Origin of the sequence: Rhodococcus sp. 008, from assembly GCF_001682295.1 — a bacterium.
Classification (GTDB): domain Bacteria; phylum Actinomycetota; class Actinomycetes; order Mycobacteriales; family Mycobacteriaceae; genus Rhodococcus_F; species Rhodococcus_F qingshengii.
In genome coordinates this window covers 4,086,572-4,103,516 of the sequence record NZ_CP012749.1, presented here as the reverse complement: position 1 = coordinate 4,103,516, position 16,945 = coordinate 4,086,572, and the positions used below count along the sequence as shown (strand labels likewise).

Here is a 16,945-nt window from a genome sequence, read left to right as displayed (position 1 = left end):
GGAGCACCCATGAGCGACGCCGTACTGATCTCGCGAACCGGCGATGTGGTCACGTGGACCCTCAATCGCCCGGACACCCGCAATGCGATCTCCGAGATCGACATGATCGAGGCCCTCGAAGACGCAGTCACCGCGGTCAACCGAGATCAGAGTGTGCGCACGGTCATTCTGACGGGGGCCGGATCGGCCTTCTCCTCCGGCGGCAACGTCAAGCACATGCGAGACAAGGAGGGCATGTTCGGTGGCGCACCCGGCGAGATCCGCCAGGGCTACCGGCACGGCATCCAACGCATCCCGCTCGCGCTGTACACGTGTGAGGTGCCGACCATCGCGGCGGTCAACGGCCCGGCCATCGGAGCGGGCTGCGACCTCTCACTCATGTGCGACCTCCGTATCGCCTCGACCGCCGCGGTCTTCGCCGAGAGTTTCGTCAAGGTAGGACTCATCCCCGGCGACGGCGGAGCGTGGCTGCTCCCCCGCGCGATCGGCAACGCCCGCGCGGCCGAGATGGCGTTCACCGGTGAACCGATCGATGCTGCGAGAGCACTCGACTGGGGTCTGGTCTCGCAGGTGACCGAACCCGAGGAATTGCTTTCCGCAGCGCACGCTTTGGCAGCTCGAGTAGCCGCCAATCCCCCGCAGGTACTCCGCATGACCAAAAAGCTCCTCCGCGAGGGCCAGCACCAGAGCCTCGAGAGCCTGCTCGAACTCTCGGCCGCCATGCAGTCGATCGCCCACCACACCCGAGATCACCACGAAGCCGTCGCCGCGATGCTCGAGCGTCGAAGTCCCGAGTTCACCGGAGAATGAAGGCGGGCAGTCAGCTACTGCCGGTCGGAGCAGTCCTCACCTCGATACTGTCGCTCCAGTTCGGAGCGGCATTCGCGACGACATTGTTCTCGCAGATCGGGCCGGCCGGAGCCACGACGCTGCGGCTGACGATCGCCGCGATCATCCTCGGCGTCATCGTCCGCCCGCGATGGAGCAGATGGTCGAACCGGCAGCGCAAAGGCATCTTCGCACTGGGCATCGCCCTCGCCGTGATGAACGGCGCCTTCTACCTCGCCCTCGACACGGTGCCCATCGGAACGGCCGTCACCATCGAGTTCCTCGGACCGCTCACCCTGGCCGCAGTTCTGTCTCGTCGGTGGGCCGACGGAGCATGGGTGCTGCTCGCCTTCGGCGGAGTGTTGCTGCTCGGGTTGGGCGATCACGGCGAATCCGGTTTGGACCCGATCGGGGTGATGTTCGCGTTGATCGCCGCTACTGCGTGGGCCGGATACATCGTGGCCGGTTCCCACCTGGCCGCGACGCTCCCGAGCGCCGACGGGTTGGCAGGCGCAAGCATCGTCGCGGCCGTATTGACGCTGCCCTTCGGCGTCGTCTCGGGCGGAAGTGAACTGCTGGATCCGACGATGCTCGCCGCAGGCGCAGCCGTCGCCGTCCTCTCGTCCGTCATCCCGTACAGCTTGGAAATGTGGGCGCTGCGCTCTCTAGCCAAGAAAGTCTTTGCCGTCCTCATCGCCCTCGAACCCGCAGCGGCCGCACTGGCCGGAGTCCTCGTGATCGGGCAAACGCTCGACGCGTTCACACTCGTGGCCATCGCACTGGTGGTGGCCGCGGGCGTCGGCACAGTCGTCATGAATCGAAAACCCACAGCGAAGTAGTCCAGGTACCGTCAGAGCACGTCATTCCAACGCACAGGAGAACCATGACCAACCCGATCATCGCCACCGTTCTCGGTAACACCCCGCAGATCGACGAAAGTGCGTTCATCGCACCCAACGCCACCGTTGTCGGCGCGGTGACCATCGCTGCGGGAGCCAGCATCTGGTACGGCGCGGTTATCCGCGGCGACGCAGAATCGATCTCCATCGGCGCTGACACCAACATTCAGGACAACTGCACCGTGCACGCCGACCCGACGTTCCCCGCAGTGCTGGGCGAACGAATCTCGGTCGGCCACAACGCAGTGCTGCACGGGTGCACCGTCGAAGACGACGTTCTCGTCGGCATGGGTGCCGTGGTGCTCAACGGCGCACACATCGGCTCGGGGTCACTGATTGCAGCCGGCGCCGTCGTGTCTCAGGGGATGCAAATCCCGCCTGGATCACTGGTCGCCGGCGTGCCCGCCAAGGTCAAACGTGAACTCTCCGAAGGCGAAAAGGCCGGTATCACCGCCAACGGCGCCGGCTACATCATGCTCGCGAAGGCTCACCAGGACATCGAACAAGCCTGATCGAAACGACGCTCGCGGCCGGTAGCAGCAAGAGCAACGACTAGCCTCGGGGCCGCAACGTACTGTTCGGCAACTCGGGTGCCGGGAGCGCCGGACCGTCGTATCCCGGCACGACGCCGAAACGCCGGTCCGGGACGCTGCCGTTGAATCCGGAGGCAAGCTCGGCCTGCCACTTGCGTCGATACTCGACGATCTCTTCGTGTGTACGGCCCATGAAGTTCCACCACATGATGACCTGCTCGCCCAACGGTTTCCCGCCGAGAAGTAGCAGTCGAGCCGGTTCGGATCCCGGATTGCGCAAAGTCAGTTTTCCGAAACCCGGTGCTTGATAACCCAACTCGGCCCAGCCGACAGTGGTACCACGCAGAACAACCGATCCTTGATCGACGATCACGCCGTGCTCATGTGAACGATCGACATCGAGGGCGATCTCGGCCCCAGGATCGAGAATCACCTCGGCACCGAGTAATTCGGTGAAGGTAGACACCGGAGACGTTTCACCGGCGAGCGAACCGAGGAATACACTGAGCGTGACACCATCGGTGGTCACCGGCTCCGGTCGATAGTGAACGAACGCGGGTGCGGTATCGCGCGCCGCATCCGGCAGCGCCACCCACAACTGCATCCCGTGCAGAACCTTCGTATTCGGCGTCGACACCTCGGAGTGCGCGATCCCACTCCCGGCCGTCATCAGATTCAGTTCACCCGGCCTCACCATCGCATGGGAACCGATGCTGTCACGGTGCTCGATCTCTCCGGTGAACAGCCAACTCACCGTCTGCAAACCGGTATGCGGATGCGGCGGCACATGCATGCCCGGTCCTGAGCCGACGTCATCCGGACCGTAATGATCTGCAAAACACCATCCCCCGATCAGCGAACGCTCGCGTTGCGGGAGGGTGCGTCGCACTCGCATGGCCCGCGGGCCACCGAGCGGTACGTCGCGCGGGGTGAGGATCTGAATCTCGCTCTCCGCCGGATGGCCTTCGCATTCCTGCTCGACGGGCTGCGCTTCGAGGTTACTCATATCGTCCATCCTGCCTCCAGTCATGACTGCGCGAGACGCAGACGCGTGCACAATTCGGCCAACAGTCGAAGTTCATCAGCGTCCAGGGCCGGTCCGACGTGGCGGCGGATGCTCGCGGCATGACGGCGACCCACTGATTTCTGCAGCGCTGCACCCGTTTCGGTGAGTTGCACGATCGTCCCGCGGCGATCCTGTGGATCAACACTTCTCGTTACCAGACCTTCGCCCTCCAACCGTTCCACCAGGCGACTGAGCGAAGGCTGGCTCAGCAATATCTCCCGATTCAGGTCATGCAGGCGAAGGGAACTACTCGACGCAAGACTCAGCGTGAACAGCACGTCGTACTCGCGCATCGACACCTGATCCCAGACGTCGTCGGCAGAGAGCCGCCGCAGCACCGACACCTGGGCGCGAAACAAGGCTTCCCAGGCGTCGGTGGCGAGTTCGGTGGTGCTGACCGGAACCTCAGGCAGTTGCTCGTCAGGCAGTGACACTGCTTGCCTCACGAGCCGCCTTCATCGACGCGTGAGTGGGCGGGTTGTCCGGCACATGTGCTGGCCGCCTGGCCGCGAACTCACGGCGCAGAACCGGAACAACTTCCTCACCGAGCAGATCGAGCTGCTCGAGCACCGTCTTCAGCGGCAGTCCGGCGTGATCCATCAGGAACAGCTGGCGCTGGTAGTCACCGAAGAAATCGGCAAAAGCCAAGGTCTTCTCGATGACCTGTTCAGGGGAACCGACGGTCAGCGGCGTCTGCTCGGTGAACTCTTCGAGTGAGGGCCCGTGGCCGTACACCGGAGCATTGTCGAAATACGGACGGAACTCCTTGACCGCGTCCTGACTGTTCTTGCGCATGAAGACCTGACCGCCGAGGCCGACGATCGCCTGATCCGCGGACCCGTGGCCGTAGTGCTCGTAACGCCGGCGGTAGAGATTGATCAGCTCGATGTAGTGCTCTTTCGGCCAGAAGATGTTGTTCGCGAAGAATCCGTCACCGTGATACGCCGCGATCTCCGCGATCTCGGGGCTGCGGATCGACCCGTGCCACACGAACGGAGCGATGCCGTCCAGCGGGCGCGGAGTGGACGTGAATCCCTGGAGTGGTGTGCGGTACTCCCCTTGCCAGTTCACGACCTCCTCGTCCCACAGCCTGCGAAGAAGTTGATAGTTCTCGAGCGCCAACGGGATTCCGGCGCGAATGTCCTTGCCGAACCACGGGTACACCGGCGCGGTGTTTCCGCGTCCCATCATCAGGTCGACGCGCCCCTCGGCGAGGTGCTGGAGCATCGCGTAATCCTCGGCGATCTTCACCGGGTCGTTGGTGGTGATCAGCGTCGTGGACGTGGACAACGTGATCTTCTCGGTCTGAGCAGCGATGTATCCGAGCATCGTCGTCGGAGACGACGGAACGAACGGCTTGTTGTGATGCTCGCCGGTCGCGAAGACGTCGAGACCGACTTCCTCTGCATGCTTGGCGATGGTCGTCATGGCCTTGATGCGATCGTGCTCGGTGGGCGTGACCCCGGTCGTTGGATCAGTGGTGACGTCGCCGACCGTGAAGATTCCGAACTGCATGGTTGCTCCTCCGCGAACTAGATCCATGCGTTTGCATGTAACTGATCAAACATTCAACCATCCCGCTGTATTCCACGGCAAAAAGATGAGGGCGGCACACAAGATGTGTGCCGCCCTCACCTGGACAAACGATCTACTGAAAAGCGGTCAGTGCATAACGATCGGCGTTGCCGTCTCGCCCTCGGCCACCGGCCTGGTGGTCTTGCTACGCGGCAGGAAGAACGCCGGGATGAGGGTCAGGACGATCAGCACAGTGGCAACGAGGAAGGTGTTGCCGAAAGCGTCCGACGCCGCACTGAGAATCGAATTCGCAGCAGACTCCTGCGGACTTCCCGGCTCGGTCGGAATGTGCGACGCCGCACCGACCATCGTCGTATCGAGGCCACGATCGAGAAGCTGGTTGGTCAAGACCACCGACATCACGGCCGTACCGATCGAACCTGCGGTCTGCTGAACGATGTTCATCAGGGTGGAGCCGCGAGCGATCTGCTCGTTGGAGAGCGTCACGATAGCTGCGGTCATCAGCGGCATCATGGTGCAACCCATACCGAGGCCCATGACGAACAAGGCACCCATCAGCAGCCACGTCGGGGAATCAGAGGCAACCTGTGTGAACACACCCAAGCCGATCAGAATCAGCGGCAAACCGGTCAGGACGATCTTGCCCGGGCCGATCTTGTCGACCAGTCGACCAGCGATGGGCATGGTGACCATAGCGCCGAGACCCTGCGGAGCCATCAACAATCCGGCAGCGAGCGTGGTGTGACCGCCGACCTGGATGAAGTAGCTCGGGAACAGCAACCCGGCGCCCATGAACGCGACGATGAACAGCGACGTCGTGATGACGGCGGTGGTCAACTGACGGTTCTTGAACAGGTGCAGGTCGATCAGCGGGTGATCCTTGTTGAGCGCGTGGAACACGAAGGCGATGATCAGCGCCAGACCGATACCGGCCGACACCAGAACCCGAGCCGACGCGACGGTTCCCACCTCAGGGATGGACGACACACCGAACAGGAACAGCGCCAGGCCGGGCGACAGCAGGATCATGCCGAGGAAGTCGAAGGACTCCGAAGGCTTCGCCTTGTCGGACGGCAGAATGATGAACGCAGCAGCCAGAGCGATGATGCCGATCGGCAAGTTGATCAGGAAGATCCAGTGCCAGCTCGCGGCCTCGATCAGCCAACCACCGAGAATCGGGCCGCCGATAGGACCGAGCAGCATCGGGATACCGAGAACTGCCATGACACGACCGACACGGTCCGGACCGGCGGCCCGGGTCATGATCGTCATACCGAGCGGCATCAACATGCCGCCGCCGAGACCCTGGAGCACGCGGAAGCCGATGAGCGAGGTGATGTCCCACGCCATCGCACAAGCGACCGAACCGAGCACGAAGAGCACCAGGGCCGTCATGTAGAGGCGCTTGGTGCCGAAACGGTCGGCAGCCCAACCGGTAACCGGAATGACCGTCGCCAAAGCGAGGGTGTAGGCCGTCATCGTCCACGCGACGGTGGCGTACGAAGTTTCGAAGTCCTCGGCAAAGGTGGTGAGCGCGACGCTCACCACGGTTACGTCGAGAATCGACATGATGGCGCCGAGCACCACCACGGAAGCGATCTTGAGGACCGCCCCGTCAAGTTTGTCGGACGCCGGTGCCGGCGCGTTCGGCGATGTCATCGCGAAGTCTCCTGGTTAAGTGCTCGCAGATAGTCACCCGCGAGAATGGGCTTGAGAGCCTCGAACAAACGAATCCGCTCTGGCTCAGGAACACGCGACGCGAATTCGCGAAGCTGGCCGCGCTTGCACTCGATGTGGTTGGTCGTCACCTTACGACCGGCCTCCGACAAGGAAACCCGCTTGACGCGTCGGTCCCGCTCGTCTTCACGGCGATCGACCAGACCCATGTTCACGAGCTGATCGATGTTCCGCCCCGTAGCTGCCACCGAGAGCCGAAGCTCGTCGGCAACCTCGTTGATCGGGATCGCCGCATCACGTTGTGCAAGTACGAACAGCACACGCACCTGAGAGAACGAGAGATCCAGTTCGATCAACGCATCGATCGACTCCGAATCACCGGCGCTCATCAGGCGAGTGAACAACTCGTCGAGTGCTCCATACAGGTCATCAGAATCGGAAGCGATCACCTGGCAAATGGTAGTGCGGTTGCAACTATTGCCCAAATGAAAACATGTTGCAACTTATTATTTGGTGACCACCATCACGTTGCGAAGAATCATTCCTGCAGCAAGATGGCCTTTCCGAGAACTCTGCCGCTTTCGAGATCAGCCAGGGCAACTGCTGCGTCGGCAAGCGGATACCGTGCCTTGACCAGCGGACGCAAGCCGTTCCGGACGTGTTCTACCAGCGATGCGTGTACCTCGGCTACCGCCTCGGGATTGGTACGCGTGAACTCACCCCATGCCGCGCCGACAATGCTGATATTGCGAAACAGCACCCGGTTCACCTTTACCTCGGGAATACCGCCGCCGGCGAATCCGATCACCACGAGTCGTCCTTCGGGTGCCAGAACCCGGACCGCGTCGTCGAACGCATCGCCGCCCACCGGATCCACCACGATCTGAGCGCCGACGCCGTCCGTCAGTTCCCGAATCCGCTCTCCCCATCCCGGAGCCAGCGCGACCACCTCGTCGGCACCGAGCGCACGCAAGAAGTCATCGACGCCCTCGCGTCGTACCACGGCGATCACCCGGGCACCGTGCGCCTTGGCCAGCTGGATGGTTGCCGTTCCGACTCCGCCTGCAGCGCCCAGCACGACGACTGTCTCCCCCGCGACGATCTTCGCGCGACGAGCGAGCGCGAACTCCATCGTCTGATAGTTGATGATCAGCGAGGCCGCCTCGTCGAAGGCGAGTCCGTCCGGAATTCGGAGTACCTGCGCCGGGTTGACGGCAATCCGCTCTGCATACCCACCCAGATACGCGGCCGCCAGAACACGATCACCCGGAGCGAAACCCGACCCTTCCGGCGCGGAGACCACGACGCCCGATATCTCCGCTCCGGGAATGAACGGCGGTTCCGGGCGGATCTGATACTTGCCGTAGGTGATGAGCAGGTCCGGAAAGCAGACGCCACTTGCCTTCACATCGATGAGAACAAGACCTTCGGCTGCGGGCTCGGGAACCTCCTGCGCGACAATTCCTTCGGGACCGGACAGTTCCGTAACCACCATGGCGCGCACAGAAAGCTCCTCTTCGGGACATCTGAAGTCTGGACCGGTAACCCGGTTTTCTCGACTTTAACCCGGTACTCACGTCAGATCATCGTTCGCTCCCGATGTGCAGACGTTCGAGTCCGTCGAGAATCAGATCGAGACCGAAAGCGAATTCGGCGGCGTAGCTGTATCCCGGAGCAAGGACGTGCTCGGTGGTCAACTCGGCCAGGTGCGGATACTGACCGCTCTCGAACGAGCCCATGATCGCCTTCGCCAGTTCCGTCGTTTCCTGCGCTGTTTCGAACGGCAAGCTCACTTCTTGCAGCACGAAGCCGTAGATGTACGCATCCATGATCGAAAAGGCATGCGCAGCAAGGGCGACGGGAAAGTCGGCGGCGCGTAGCGTTCCGATGACGGCATCGTGGTGGCGCAGGGTCGCGGGACCAGGCGTCGTTCGGGACTCCATCAACGGAGTTGCCCACGGGTGCCTCCCCAACACTTCCCGCGTCGATACCGCTCGCACGTGAAGTTCCGTGCGCCACGGGCGTCCCGGCGTCGGCAGATCGATCTCCGCGAAGACCGCATCGACCATTCCGTCGAGCAGATCCCCTTTGTCCGAAACATGGTTGTACAGAGACATCGCTTCGACGCCCAGTTCGGTGCCCAGCTTCCGCATGGTCATCGAATCGATTCCGACGGAATCGGCAAGCGCGACAGCAGCGTGTACGACGTCGTCTCGGGTCAATCTTGCGCGCTTCTCCACGTTGACAGAACTTACACCGTAAGTGCAATACTTACGCTGTAAGTATTCGATGAACGGAGACTCGCATGCCGAAGGAACTGATGACCGCCGTCGTACAGGATCGCTACGGCGAGGCCGACATTCTCTACGTCGACCACATTCCGCGCCCCACTGTCGCCGACAACGAAGTGCTGATACGCGTCGAGGCCGCGTCCGTCGACCGCGGGGCATGGCATCTCATGGCCGGACTGCCATATCCGTTGCGCCTCGCGGGTTTCGGGCTGCGCAGACCTAGGAACCGAGTTCGCGGACTGGACGTGTCCGGCCGAGTCGAGGCCGTCGGCAGTTCGGTGACCCGCGTGGCAGTCGGCCAGGAGGTATACGGGATCGCGGTCGGTTCGTTCGCGGAGTACGCACGCGCACTCGAGACGAAGATTGCCGCAAAACCTGCCCGGTTGTCGTTCGCACAAGCAGCAGCGGTGCCGGTCTCCGCCCTCACAGCGTTGCAAGCCGTGCGCGACCACGGCCGCGTGCAGGCGGGCCAATCCGCCCTCGTACTCGGCGCATCCGGTGGCGTCGGGATCTACGCGGTGCAGGTGGCAAAAGCCATGGGCGCTCACGTCACCGGCGTGTGCAGCACCTCGAAAACCGATACCGTCCGCTCCATCGGTGCCGACGAGGTTCTCGACTACCGCGTCGACGACGCCACCGACGGATCGCATCGGTACGACGTCATCATCGACACCGGCGGCAACCGCCGACTGCGAGATCTTCGACGGGCGCTCACACGCACCGGAACGCTGGTGATCGTCGGCGGCGAGAACGGCGGACGGTGGCTCGGCGGAACCGATCGCCAGATACGCGCACAGTGCCTGTCTCCGTTCATATCTCAGAAAATGGGCACCTTCATCGCTTCGGAGAACGCCGACGATCTGGAGGTTCTGACGCAGATGATCAACGCAGGTGACATCACCCCGGTGATCGACTCCGTTCATCCCCTTGCCGACACCGCCGTCGCCGTGGCACGAATGGTCGACGGCTCCGGCTGCGGAAAGCAGATAATCGCCACTCGCTGAAAAGCCTGACAGAATCGGCTCACTCCAGCGAACAGGAATCTCACGTGAACCCAGATCTCACGCTCGCGCAACAGCCGGACCGAGGACCGATCTTCGTCAAGTCCCGCCCGGTCCGCACCGGCGACATCGACGTCGCCAAGCAGGTCAGGCTCGACGCCGTCGCCCGCTACCTGCAGGACATCGGCAACGACAACATCGAGGCCGCGGGAGCCATCGACACCCATCCGCTCTGGATAGTGCGTCGTACGGTCGTCGACATCGTACGCCCGGCGATCTGGCCGGAAGAGTTGACGATGACTCGCTGGTGCTCCGGCTTCTCCACGAGATGGGCGAACATGCGTGTGCGCTTCGACGGCAGCAACGGCGCGCTGATGGAAACCGAAGGCTTCTGGATCAACATCAGCGCCGAGTCAGGCATGCCCACCAGGATGAGCGACGACTTCATGCGGCCACTGGAGGAATCCACCGACGAGCATCGACTGAAGTGGAAGCGTGTCCTCGCCGAGAACGCACCGGAGGCAGACGACGCCGGTGTTCTGGACACGCCGTTCGCTCTGCGCGCCACGGATATCGACCCGTTCGACCACGTCAACAACGCCGTCTACTGGCAGGCAGTCGAAGAGGTCCTCAGCGCGCGCACCGAACTACGGACAGTTCCGCATCGAGCACTGATCGAGTACCTCTCCCCCATCGTCTCCAGCGACGACGTCGTCCTGCGCAGCCGCGTCGACGACAAGACCGTCACGGTCTGGTTCCTGGTCGGCGAAGCGCTCCGCGCAGTTGCGCAGGTGAGCGCCCTCTAACGCAGTTTCTGGGTCGCGACAGCCGCGACACCGAACACCAACGCAAGAAGAATCGCGGCCCAGAAACCGAAGAGCCACCACACCACGCCGAACACGACCACTGCCGGGGCAACGGTGATGAAAGCGATGGTGGGGCTTTCGCGTACCACCTCGAGTGCAGTACGGGCATTAGTTCGATCGAGCTTCTTACCGGCCATCGAAAACCTCCTTCAAGGTCCTGACCATCCAGAGTAACCGGACTGACGGGCACAAAGCGGATACCGTGAACGCATGGTCGACCACCGCACCCTCGTCCTCATGCGACACGGCAAGTCCAGCTACCCCGAGGGCATCCGTGATCACGAGCGTCCGCTCGCCGAACGGGGCCTACGCGAGGCCCGCATCGGCGGCGAATGGATCCGTGAAAACGTCCCGCCCGTCGACGCCGTTCTGTGCTCCACCTCCCGGCGGACCGTCGAAACCCTTGCCTCGACGGGAATCGAAGCTCCCGCCGGATTCGAGAAGTCCATCTACGGCGGCTCACCCGCAGACGTCATTGCAGCCGCGCGAACCACGTCCGACCACGTCAAGACGCTCCTGATCGTCGGACACGAACCCGGAATTCCCTGGACTGCACTCGATCTCGCATCGAACGAAAACTCCGAAGCGGCCCAACGTATCCGCGACAAGTTCCCCACTTCGGCGATCGCCGTCCTTTCCGTACCGGTACCGTGGACCGAACTCGACGACTCCGTCGCCACTCTGCTCGAGTTTCACGTGCCCCGTTAGATCAACCACACCGCTAAAGCACCTCACGTAGCAGGCGGTCCGAAAGTGTAAGCGCGTCACGGTCGTACGTCGATGTCGACGCCAGCACTTCGTCGGCACCGGTCCGCTCGGCGAGATCGTGAAGCTGTTGTTTCACCTCGACAGGTGTGCCGTGCAGCGCCGACGCCGTGAACGACTCGATACGCCTGGCATTTCGATCACTGCGCGGGGCGCGCCTGATCTCGTCCAGCGACGCGAGCGGCGGAAACTCCCCCGTCCGTGACGATTCTGCGAGCGCGTATGCCTCCGGGATCAGCAACTCACGCGCCGCGTCGGTGGAATCGGCAACCGCCACTTCGAGAGAAACCACCACATAGGGTTCGGGATGCGTGTCGGTGGGCCGGAAAGCTCGGCGGTACTCGTCCAACGCATCCACCCGGCCGGTACCCCCGATTCCGAGTATCGACCCACCCACGACCACCGGAAGCCCCAGTTGCGCTGCCACTTTCAGACCTGTGCGCGTCGCCAGCACGAAGATCGGGACTCCAGTCTGCGACGCCGGCCGTGCCGTCACTGCCGCGGATCCGTCCAGATAACGCCTCACCTCGTCCAGGTCCGACACAAACGTGTCCGGAGCGTCCTTGCTGCGTCGTAGTGCCTGACGTACGGGCTCCGTGAATCCCAGCGATCGGCCGAGGCCGAGATCGATTCGCCCCGGGTAGAGAGCCTCCAGCATCAGGAACTGCTCGGCGACGATCAGCGGTTGGTGATTCGGCAGCATGACCCCACCGCTGCCGAGTCTGATATCGCGCGTATGCGCGCCGATCGCGGCAAGCAGTACTGCCGGCGACCCGCTCCCGATCCCGGGCACCGCGTGATGCTCGGCGACCCAGAACCGGTGGTAGCCGAGAGCGTCGGCGTGCGCGGCACGTTCGACGGAATGCGTCAGAGCTGCGGAGTCGGGGTATCCGCTCCGGGTTCGGGATCGGTCGAGCAGTGAGAGAAGCACCCTCGGAGCAACAAGGAATTCGGAAAGTTTCATCCGGACGCCTAATGAGGACCGTTTCTGACCGCAATACCCGCAACACTGGACCTGTCGCCGGAATTCACCATCACATGAAGGGCACGTCATGGACATCAAGCTCGAACTGGTCGCCATTCCCGTCACCGACATCGACCGCGCCAAGGACTTCTACGTCCGCCTCGGATTCAATGCCGACCACGATCACACGGTCAGCGAAGACCTGCGATTCGTCCAGCTGACCCCTCCCGGTTCGGCCTGCTCGATCTGCATCGGCAAGGGAATCACCGACGCCGAGCCCGGCTCGGTCGTCGGCATGCAGGTAGTGGTCAAGGACATCGAAGAGGCTGAGCGCGAGTTCAAGAGCCGCGGCATCGACATCAGCCCGATCGACGACCAGGCCTGGGGGCGGTTCATCTACTTCGCCGACCCCGACGGGAACAAGTGGGCCGTCCAGGAGATCGTCATCCCGGACCTCAGCGGCAGCAACTCCTGAAAACGTCCCACTCCTGACATGAAAAATCCCCCCACCTCTTTCGAAGTGGGGGGATTTTCTACGAACTAACGCTTAGCGGTAGTCGTTGCTGAAGCCGTAGTCGTCCAGCGGAACTGCAGCACCGGTGTTCTGGCCGAAGCCGTCCGGGCTGTAGTACTGGTCGTCGTACGACGGCACTGCGTAAGCAGCGGCGCGTGCCTCTTCGGTGGGCTGAACCTGGATGTTGCGGTAACGGTTGATACCGGTACCGGCAGGGATCAGCTTGCCGATGATGACATTTTCCTTCAGACCGATCAGCTTGTCCGAGCGGCAGTTGATAGCCGCGTCGGTCAAGACACGAGTGGTCTCCTGGAACGATGCCGCGGACAGCCACGAATCCGTCGCGAGCGACGCCTTCGTGATACCCATGAGCACCGGACGGCCGGCTGCGGGCTCGCCACCCTCGGCGACAACGCGGCGGTTTGCCGACTCGAACTCGGCGCGCTCGGTGAGCGAACCGGGCAGGAACTCGGTGGCACCGGAATCGATGATCGTCACGCGACGAAGCATCTGGCGCACGATGACCTCGATGTGCTTGTCGTGGATCGACACACCCTGGCTCCGGTACACCTCCTGGACCTCGTTGACCAAGTGGATCTGAACCTGACGCGGACCCATGACTCGCAGGACCTCGTGGGGATCGGCAGCACCTTCCATGAGCTGCTGTCCGACCTCGACGTGGTCACCGTCAGCCAAGAGGCTTTCGCGACCGTCGGCATGCTTGAAGACGCGCAGACGCTGACGCTTGCTGAGCTTGTCGTAGACAACCTCTTCGCCGCCGTCGTCCGGAACGATGGTGATCTTGTAGAAACGATCGCCGTCTTCGAGCTGTACCCGACCGGTGACGTCCGCGATAGGAGCCTTGCCCTTGGGCACACGTGCCTCGAACAGCTCCTGGACACGCGGCAGACCGCCGGTGATGTCATCTCCTGCGACACCACCCTGGTGGAAGGTACGCATGGTCAGCTGGGTACCGGGCTCACCGATCGACTGTGCGGCGACGATACCGACAGCCTCACCGATGTCGACCAGCTTGCCGGTGGCCATCGAGCGGCCGTAGCAAGTGGCGCAAACGCCGGTGCCGGTGGTGCATGTCAGGACCGAGCGGACCTTGACCGTCGTGATGCCGGCTTCGAGCAGAGCATCGATCGCGGGGTCACCGAGATCGTGGCCACGCTCGACGATGACGGTGCCGTTCGCGTCGACTGCATCGGCCGCCAAGGTACGGGCGTACGTGCTGGTCTCCACGTGAGCATCGCGGATCATCGTGCCGTCGGCCTGCTTCTCGGCGATCGTGGTGACGATGCCGCGCTCTGTTCCACAGTCGACCTCGCGGACGATGACGTCCTGCGAAACGTCCACCAGACGACGGGTCAGGTAACCCGAGTCGGCGGTGCGGAGTGCGGTATCGGCCAGACCCTTACGAGCACCGTGCGTGTTGATGAAGTACTCGAGAACGGTCAGGCCTTCCTTGAAGGAAGACTTGATCGGACGCGGGATGAACTCACCCTTCGGGTTTGTCACCAGGCCCTTCATACCGGCGAGCGAGCGAACCTGAGTCATGTTGCCGGCTGCGCCGGACTTCACGATCATCGGGATCGGGTTGCTGTCGGGGAAGTGAGCCTCCATGGCCTTGCCGACCTTGTCGGTCGCTTCCTGCCAAATGGTGACCAGAGCGCTGTTGCGCTCCTTCTTGTCCAGAGCACCACGCTGGTACTGCTTCTCGATCTTGTCGGCCTGAGCCTCGAAGTCCTCGATGATGGCAGGCTTCTCCGGCGGCACGAGCACGTCGGAGATCGAGACCGTGACACCCGAACGGGTGGCCCAGTAGAACCCGACGTCCTTGAGCTTGTCGACGGTCTGAGCAACCACGATCATCGGGTACCGCTCGGCGAGATCGTTGATGATCGTCGCCTGGCGCTTCTTCGGCATCTGCTCGTTGACGAACGGGTAGTCCGCCGGAAGCAGCTCGTTGAAGAGCACACGGCCGAGTGTCGTGGTGGCGGTCCAGCCGTCACCGTAGTTCCAGCCCTCGGGGAACAGTTCGTTCTCGAGGTCGCGCGGCGGACGCTGCTGCGTCAGACGCACCTTGATCTGAGCCTGAACCGAGAGCGCGCCGCGGTCGACTGCCATCTGAGCCTCGGCGGGCGAGGAGTACACGCCCTGCTCTGCCTCGTCGTTGGTCGGAGCAACGAGCTCACCGGTGACACCCTCGTCGAGACGGGTCAGGTGGAACAGACCCGTGACCATGTCCAGACGCGGCATGGCGAGCGGGCGACCCGAAGCAGGCGAGAGGATGTTGTTCGAGGACAGCATCAGGATGCGTGCCTCGGCCTGAGCCTCTGCCGACAGCGGGAGGTGAACAGCCATCTGGTCACCGTCGAAGTCGGCGTTGAAGGCCTCACACACCAGCGGGTGGAGCTGAATGGCCTTGCCCTCGACGAGCTGCGGCTCGAATGCCTGGATACCCAGACGGTGCAGCGTAGGTGCACGGTTGAGCAGCACGGGGTGCTCGGCGATGACCTCTTCGAGGACGTCCCACACCTGGACGCGCTTGCGCTCGACCATGCGCTTGGCCGACTTGATGTTCTGCGCGTGGTTGAGATCGACCAGGCGCTTCATCACGAACGGCTTGAACAGCTCGAGAGCCATCAGCTTGGGCAGACCACACTGGTGCAGCTTGAGCTGAGGACCGACGACGATGACGGAACGACCCGAGTAGTCGACGCGCTTACCGAGCAGGTTCTGACGGAAGCGACCCTGCTTGCCCTTGAGCAGATCGCTCAGGGACTTCAGCGGGCGGTTACCCGGTCCGGTGACCGGACGTCCACGACGACCGTTGTCGAACAGGGCGTCGACCGACTCCTGCAGCATCCGCTTCTCGTTGTTGACGATGATCTCGGGAGCACCGAGGTCGATCAGTCGCTTGAGGCGGTTGTTGCGGTTGATGACGCGGCGGTACAGGTCGTTGAGGTCGGACGTCGCGAAACGTCCACCGTCGAGCTGAACCATCGGGCGAAGCTCCGGCGGGATCACCGGAACAGCGTTGAGGACCATGCCCATCGGCGAGTTGCCGTTGGTCTGGAATGCCGCAACCACCTTGAGGCGCTTGAGTGCACGCAGCTTCTTCTGGCCCTTGCCGCTGCGGATGGTCTCGCGGAGAGACTCTGCCTCGGCGTCGAGGTCGAAGTTCTGCATCAGGATCTGGATGGACTCTGCGCCCATCGCACCCGTGAAGTACTCGCCGTAACGGTCGACCAGCTCGCGGTACAGGAGCTCGTCGATGATGAGCTGCTTGACGCTCAGCTTGGTGAAGGTGGTCCAGATCTCGTCGAGACGATCCAGCTCACGCTGCGCGCGGTCACGGAGCTGACGCATTTCGCGCTCGCCGCCGTCCTTGACCTTGCGGCGGACATCGGACTTCGCGCCCTCTGCCTCGAGCTCGGCGATGTCGGCTTCGAGCTTCTGCGCACGTGCCTCGAGATCGGCGTCGCGCTGATCTGCGACGGTCTTCTTTTCGACCTGCATCTCGGCTTCGAGGGTGGACAGCTCGTTGTGACGGAGCTCCTCGTCGACACCGACGATGACGTAGGCAGCGAAGTAGATGATCTTTTCGAGATCCTTCGGAGCCAGGTCGAGCAGGTAACCGAGACGGCTCGGAACACCCTTGAAGTACCAGATGTGCGTGACCGGTGCGGCCAGTTCGATGTGACCCATGCGCTCACGACGAACCTTGGCGCGAGTGACCTCGACGCCACAGCGCTCACAGATGATGCCCTTGAAGCGGACACGCTTGTACTTACCGCAGTAGCACTCCCAGTCCCGAGTGGGGCCGAAGATCTTCTCGCAGAAGAGGCCGTCCTTCTCGGGCTTGAGCGTGCGGTAGTTGATGGTCTCCGGCTTCTTGACCTCGCCGTAGGACCAATTGCGGATGTCCTCTGCACTGGCCAAGCCAATGCGGAGTTCATCGAAGAAGTTGACGTCGAGCACGTAACTTCCTTTCCC

At 62.8% G+C, this 16,945-nt stretch carries 17 protein-coding genes; 7 read left to right on the top strand and 10 right to left on the bottom strand.

Annotation, left to right across the window (positions count from 1 at the left end):
- Positions 1-9 precede the first annotated feature (9 nt).
- Genes AOT96_RS19215 through AOT96_RS19205 form a run of 3 tightly spaced genes read left to right on the top strand, consistent with a single transcriptional unit; the run spans position 10 to position 2,239 of the window.
- On the top strand, positions 10-810 hold the full coding sequence (locus AOT96_RS19215) for a crotonase/enoyl-CoA hydratase family protein (RefSeq protein ID WP_003942035.1): 801 nt from the start codon (positions 10-12) through the stop codon (positions 808-810).
- Complete coding sequence (locus tag AOT96_RS19210) at positions 807-1,667, top strand: EamA family transporter (RefSeq protein WP_007728407.1); 861 nt, start codon at positions 807-809, stop codon at positions 1,665-1,667. Before AOT96_RS19215 ends, AOT96_RS19210 begins: the two co-directional genes overlap by 4 nt.
- Positions 1,668-1,711: 44 nt before the next feature.
- Complete coding sequence (locus AOT96_RS19205; protein WP_003941993.1) at positions 1,712-2,239, top strand: gamma carbonic anhydrase family protein; 528 nt, start codon at positions 1,712-1,714, stop codon at positions 2,237-2,239.
- A 40-nt stretch (positions 2,240-2,279) separates the two neighbouring features.
- On the opposite strand, the gene AOT96_RS19200 is transcribed toward AOT96_RS19205, so the two are convergent.
- The 7 genes from AOT96_RS19200 to AOT96_RS19170 all read right to left on the bottom strand — a co-directional run bounded on the left by AOT96_RS19200 (position 2,280) and on the right by AOT96_RS19170 (position 8,779).
- Positions 2,280-3,266 (bottom strand): pirin family protein, encoded by a 987-nt coding sequence (locus AOT96_RS19200; protein ID WP_065352874.1) that lies wholly within the window; start codon positions 3,264-3,266, stop codon positions 2,280-2,282.
- Between the two features lie 20 nt (positions 3,267-3,286).
- Positions 3,287-3,760, bottom strand: a complete 474-nt coding sequence (locus tag AOT96_RS19195; RefSeq protein ID WP_083197648.1) for a MarR family transcriptional regulator — start codon at positions 3,758-3,760, stop codon at positions 3,287-3,289.
- On the bottom strand, positions 3,747-4,841 hold the full coding sequence (locus AOT96_RS19190) for an LLM class flavin-dependent oxidoreductase (RefSeq protein WP_003941891.1): 1,095 nt from the start codon (positions 4,839-4,841) through the stop codon (positions 3,747-3,749). Before AOT96_RS19190 ends, AOT96_RS19195 begins: the two co-directional genes overlap by 14 nt.
- Positions 4,842-4,988: 147 nt before the next feature.
- Positions 4,989-6,521: a DHA2 family efflux MFS transporter permease subunit gene (locus AOT96_RS19185; RefSeq protein WP_003942006.1), complete on the bottom strand. Its 1,533-nt coding sequence runs from the start codon at positions 6,519-6,521 to the stop codon at positions 4,989-4,991.
- A complete protein-coding gene (locus AOT96_RS19180) occupies positions 6,518-6,988 on the bottom strand; it encodes a MarR family winged helix-turn-helix transcriptional regulator (protein ID WP_003941890.1) in 471 nt (156 codons plus the stop codon). Before AOT96_RS19180 ends, AOT96_RS19185 begins: the two co-directional genes overlap by 4 nt.
- A gap of 89 nt (positions 6,989-7,077) precedes the next feature.
- On the bottom strand, positions 7,078-8,043 hold the full coding sequence (locus AOT96_RS19175) for an NADPH:quinone oxidoreductase family protein (protein ID WP_065352145.1): 966 nt from the start codon (positions 8,041-8,043) through the stop codon (positions 7,078-7,080).
- A 79-nt stretch (positions 8,044-8,122) separates the two neighbouring features.
- Positions 8,123-8,779: a TetR/AcrR family transcriptional regulator gene (locus AOT96_RS19170; protein WP_003941871.1), complete on the bottom strand. Its 657-nt coding sequence runs from the start codon at positions 8,777-8,779 to the stop codon at positions 8,123-8,125.
- A gap of 65 nt (positions 8,780-8,844) precedes the next feature.
- On the opposite strand from AOT96_RS19170, the gene AOT96_RS19165 reads away from it, so the two are divergent.
- Together AOT96_RS19165 and AOT96_RS19160 are read left to right on the top strand one after the other, a co-directional pair.
- Complete coding sequence (locus AOT96_RS19165; RefSeq protein WP_065352144.1) at positions 8,845-9,834, top strand: NAD(P)-dependent alcohol dehydrogenase; 990 nt, start codon at positions 8,845-8,847, stop codon at positions 9,832-9,834.
- 44 nt (positions 9,835-9,878) lie between these two features.
- Complete coding sequence (locus tag AOT96_RS19160; RefSeq protein WP_083197647.1) at positions 9,879-10,637, top strand: acyl-[acyl-carrier-protein] thioesterase; 759 nt, start codon at positions 9,879-9,881, stop codon at positions 10,635-10,637.
- Here the strand turns inward: AOT96_RS19160 and AOT96_RS19155 are convergent.
- A complete protein-coding gene (locus AOT96_RS19155) occupies positions 10,634-10,834 on the bottom strand; it encodes a hypothetical protein (protein ID WP_003941897.1) in 201 nt (66 codons plus the stop codon). The genes AOT96_RS19160 and AOT96_RS19155 overlap by 4 nt on opposite strands.
- A gap of 73 nt (positions 10,835-10,907) precedes the next feature.
- Between AOT96_RS19155 and AOT96_RS19150 the strand changes: the two genes are divergently transcribed.
- Positions 10,908-11,405 carry a SixA phosphatase family protein gene (locus tag AOT96_RS19150; protein WP_003941929.1) on the top strand — a complete coding sequence of 166 codons (498 nt, stop codon included), beginning with the start codon at positions 10,908-10,910 and terminating at the stop codon, positions 11,403-11,405.
- A 13-nt stretch (positions 11,406-11,418) separates the two neighbouring features.
- Here AOT96_RS19150 and AOT96_RS19145 read toward each other — a convergent pair whose 3' ends face one another.
- Positions 11,419-12,426, bottom strand: coding sequence for an LLM class flavin-dependent oxidoreductase (locus tag AOT96_RS19145; RefSeq protein ID WP_065352142.1), 1,008 nt, complete (start codon positions 12,424-12,426; stop codon positions 11,419-11,421).
- An 88-nt stretch (positions 12,427-12,514) separates the two neighbouring features.
- On the opposite strand from AOT96_RS19145, the gene AOT96_RS19140 reads away from it, so the two are divergent.
- Positions 12,515-12,901, top strand: a complete 387-nt coding sequence (locus AOT96_RS19140; protein ID WP_003942070.1) for a glyoxalase superfamily protein — start codon at positions 12,515-12,517, stop codon at positions 12,899-12,901.
- 72 nt (positions 12,902-12,973) lie between these two features.
- Here AOT96_RS19140 and AOT96_RS19135 read toward each other — a convergent pair whose 3' ends face one another.
- Positions 12,974-16,930 carry a DNA-directed RNA polymerase subunit beta' gene (locus AOT96_RS19135; RefSeq protein WP_003941914.1) on the bottom strand — a complete coding sequence of 1,319 codons (3,957 nt, stop codon included), beginning with the start codon at positions 16,928-16,930 and terminating at the stop codon, positions 12,974-12,976.
- Positions 16,931-16,945 lie beyond the last annotated feature (15 nt).

What these genes read in the sequence shown, in the direction of transcription:
- AOT96_RS19215 (WP_003942035.1), top strand. Translation starts at nt 10, where the DNA reads ATGAGCGACGCCGTACTGATCTCGCGAACCGGCGATGTGGTCACGTGG.
- AOT96_RS19210 (WP_007728407.1), top strand. Translation starts at nt 807, where the DNA reads ATGAAGGCGGGCAGTCAGCTACTGCCGGTCGGAGCAGTCCTCACCTCG.
- AOT96_RS19205 (WP_003941993.1), top strand. Translation starts at nt 1,712, where the DNA reads ATGACCAACCCGATCATCGCCACCGTTCTCGGTAACACCCCGCAGATC.
- AOT96_RS19200 (WP_065352874.1), bottom strand. Translation starts at nt 3,266, where the DNA reads ATGAGTAACCTCGAAGCGCAGCCCGTCGAGCAGGAATGCGAAGGCCAT.
- AOT96_RS19190 (WP_003941891.1), bottom strand. Translation starts at nt 4,841, where the DNA reads ATGCAGTTCGGAATCTTCACGGTCGGCGACGTCACCACTGATCCAACG.
- AOT96_RS19185 (WP_003942006.1), bottom strand. Translation starts at nt 6,521, where the DNA reads ATGACATCGCCGAACGCGCCGGCACCGGCGTCCGACAAACTTGACGGG.
- AOT96_RS19165 (WP_065352144.1), top strand. Translation starts at nt 8,845, where the DNA reads ATGCCGAAGGAACTGATGACCGCCGTCGTACAGGATCGCTACGGCGAG.
- AOT96_RS19155 (WP_003941897.1), bottom strand. Translation starts at nt 10,834, where the DNA reads ATGGCCGGTAAGAAGCTCGATCGAACTAATGCCCGTACTGCACTCGAG.
- AOT96_RS19150 (WP_003941929.1), top strand. Translation starts at nt 10,908, where the DNA reads ATGGTCGACCACCGCACCCTCGTCCTCATGCGACACGGCAAGTCCAGC.
- AOT96_RS19145 (WP_065352142.1), bottom strand. Translation starts at nt 12,426, where the DNA reads ATGAAACTTTCCGAATTCCTTGTTGCTCCGAGGGTGCTTCTCTCACTG.
- AOT96_RS19140 (WP_003942070.1), top strand. Translation starts at nt 12,515, where the DNA reads ATGGACATCAAGCTCGAACTGGTCGCCATTCCCGTCACCGACATCGAC.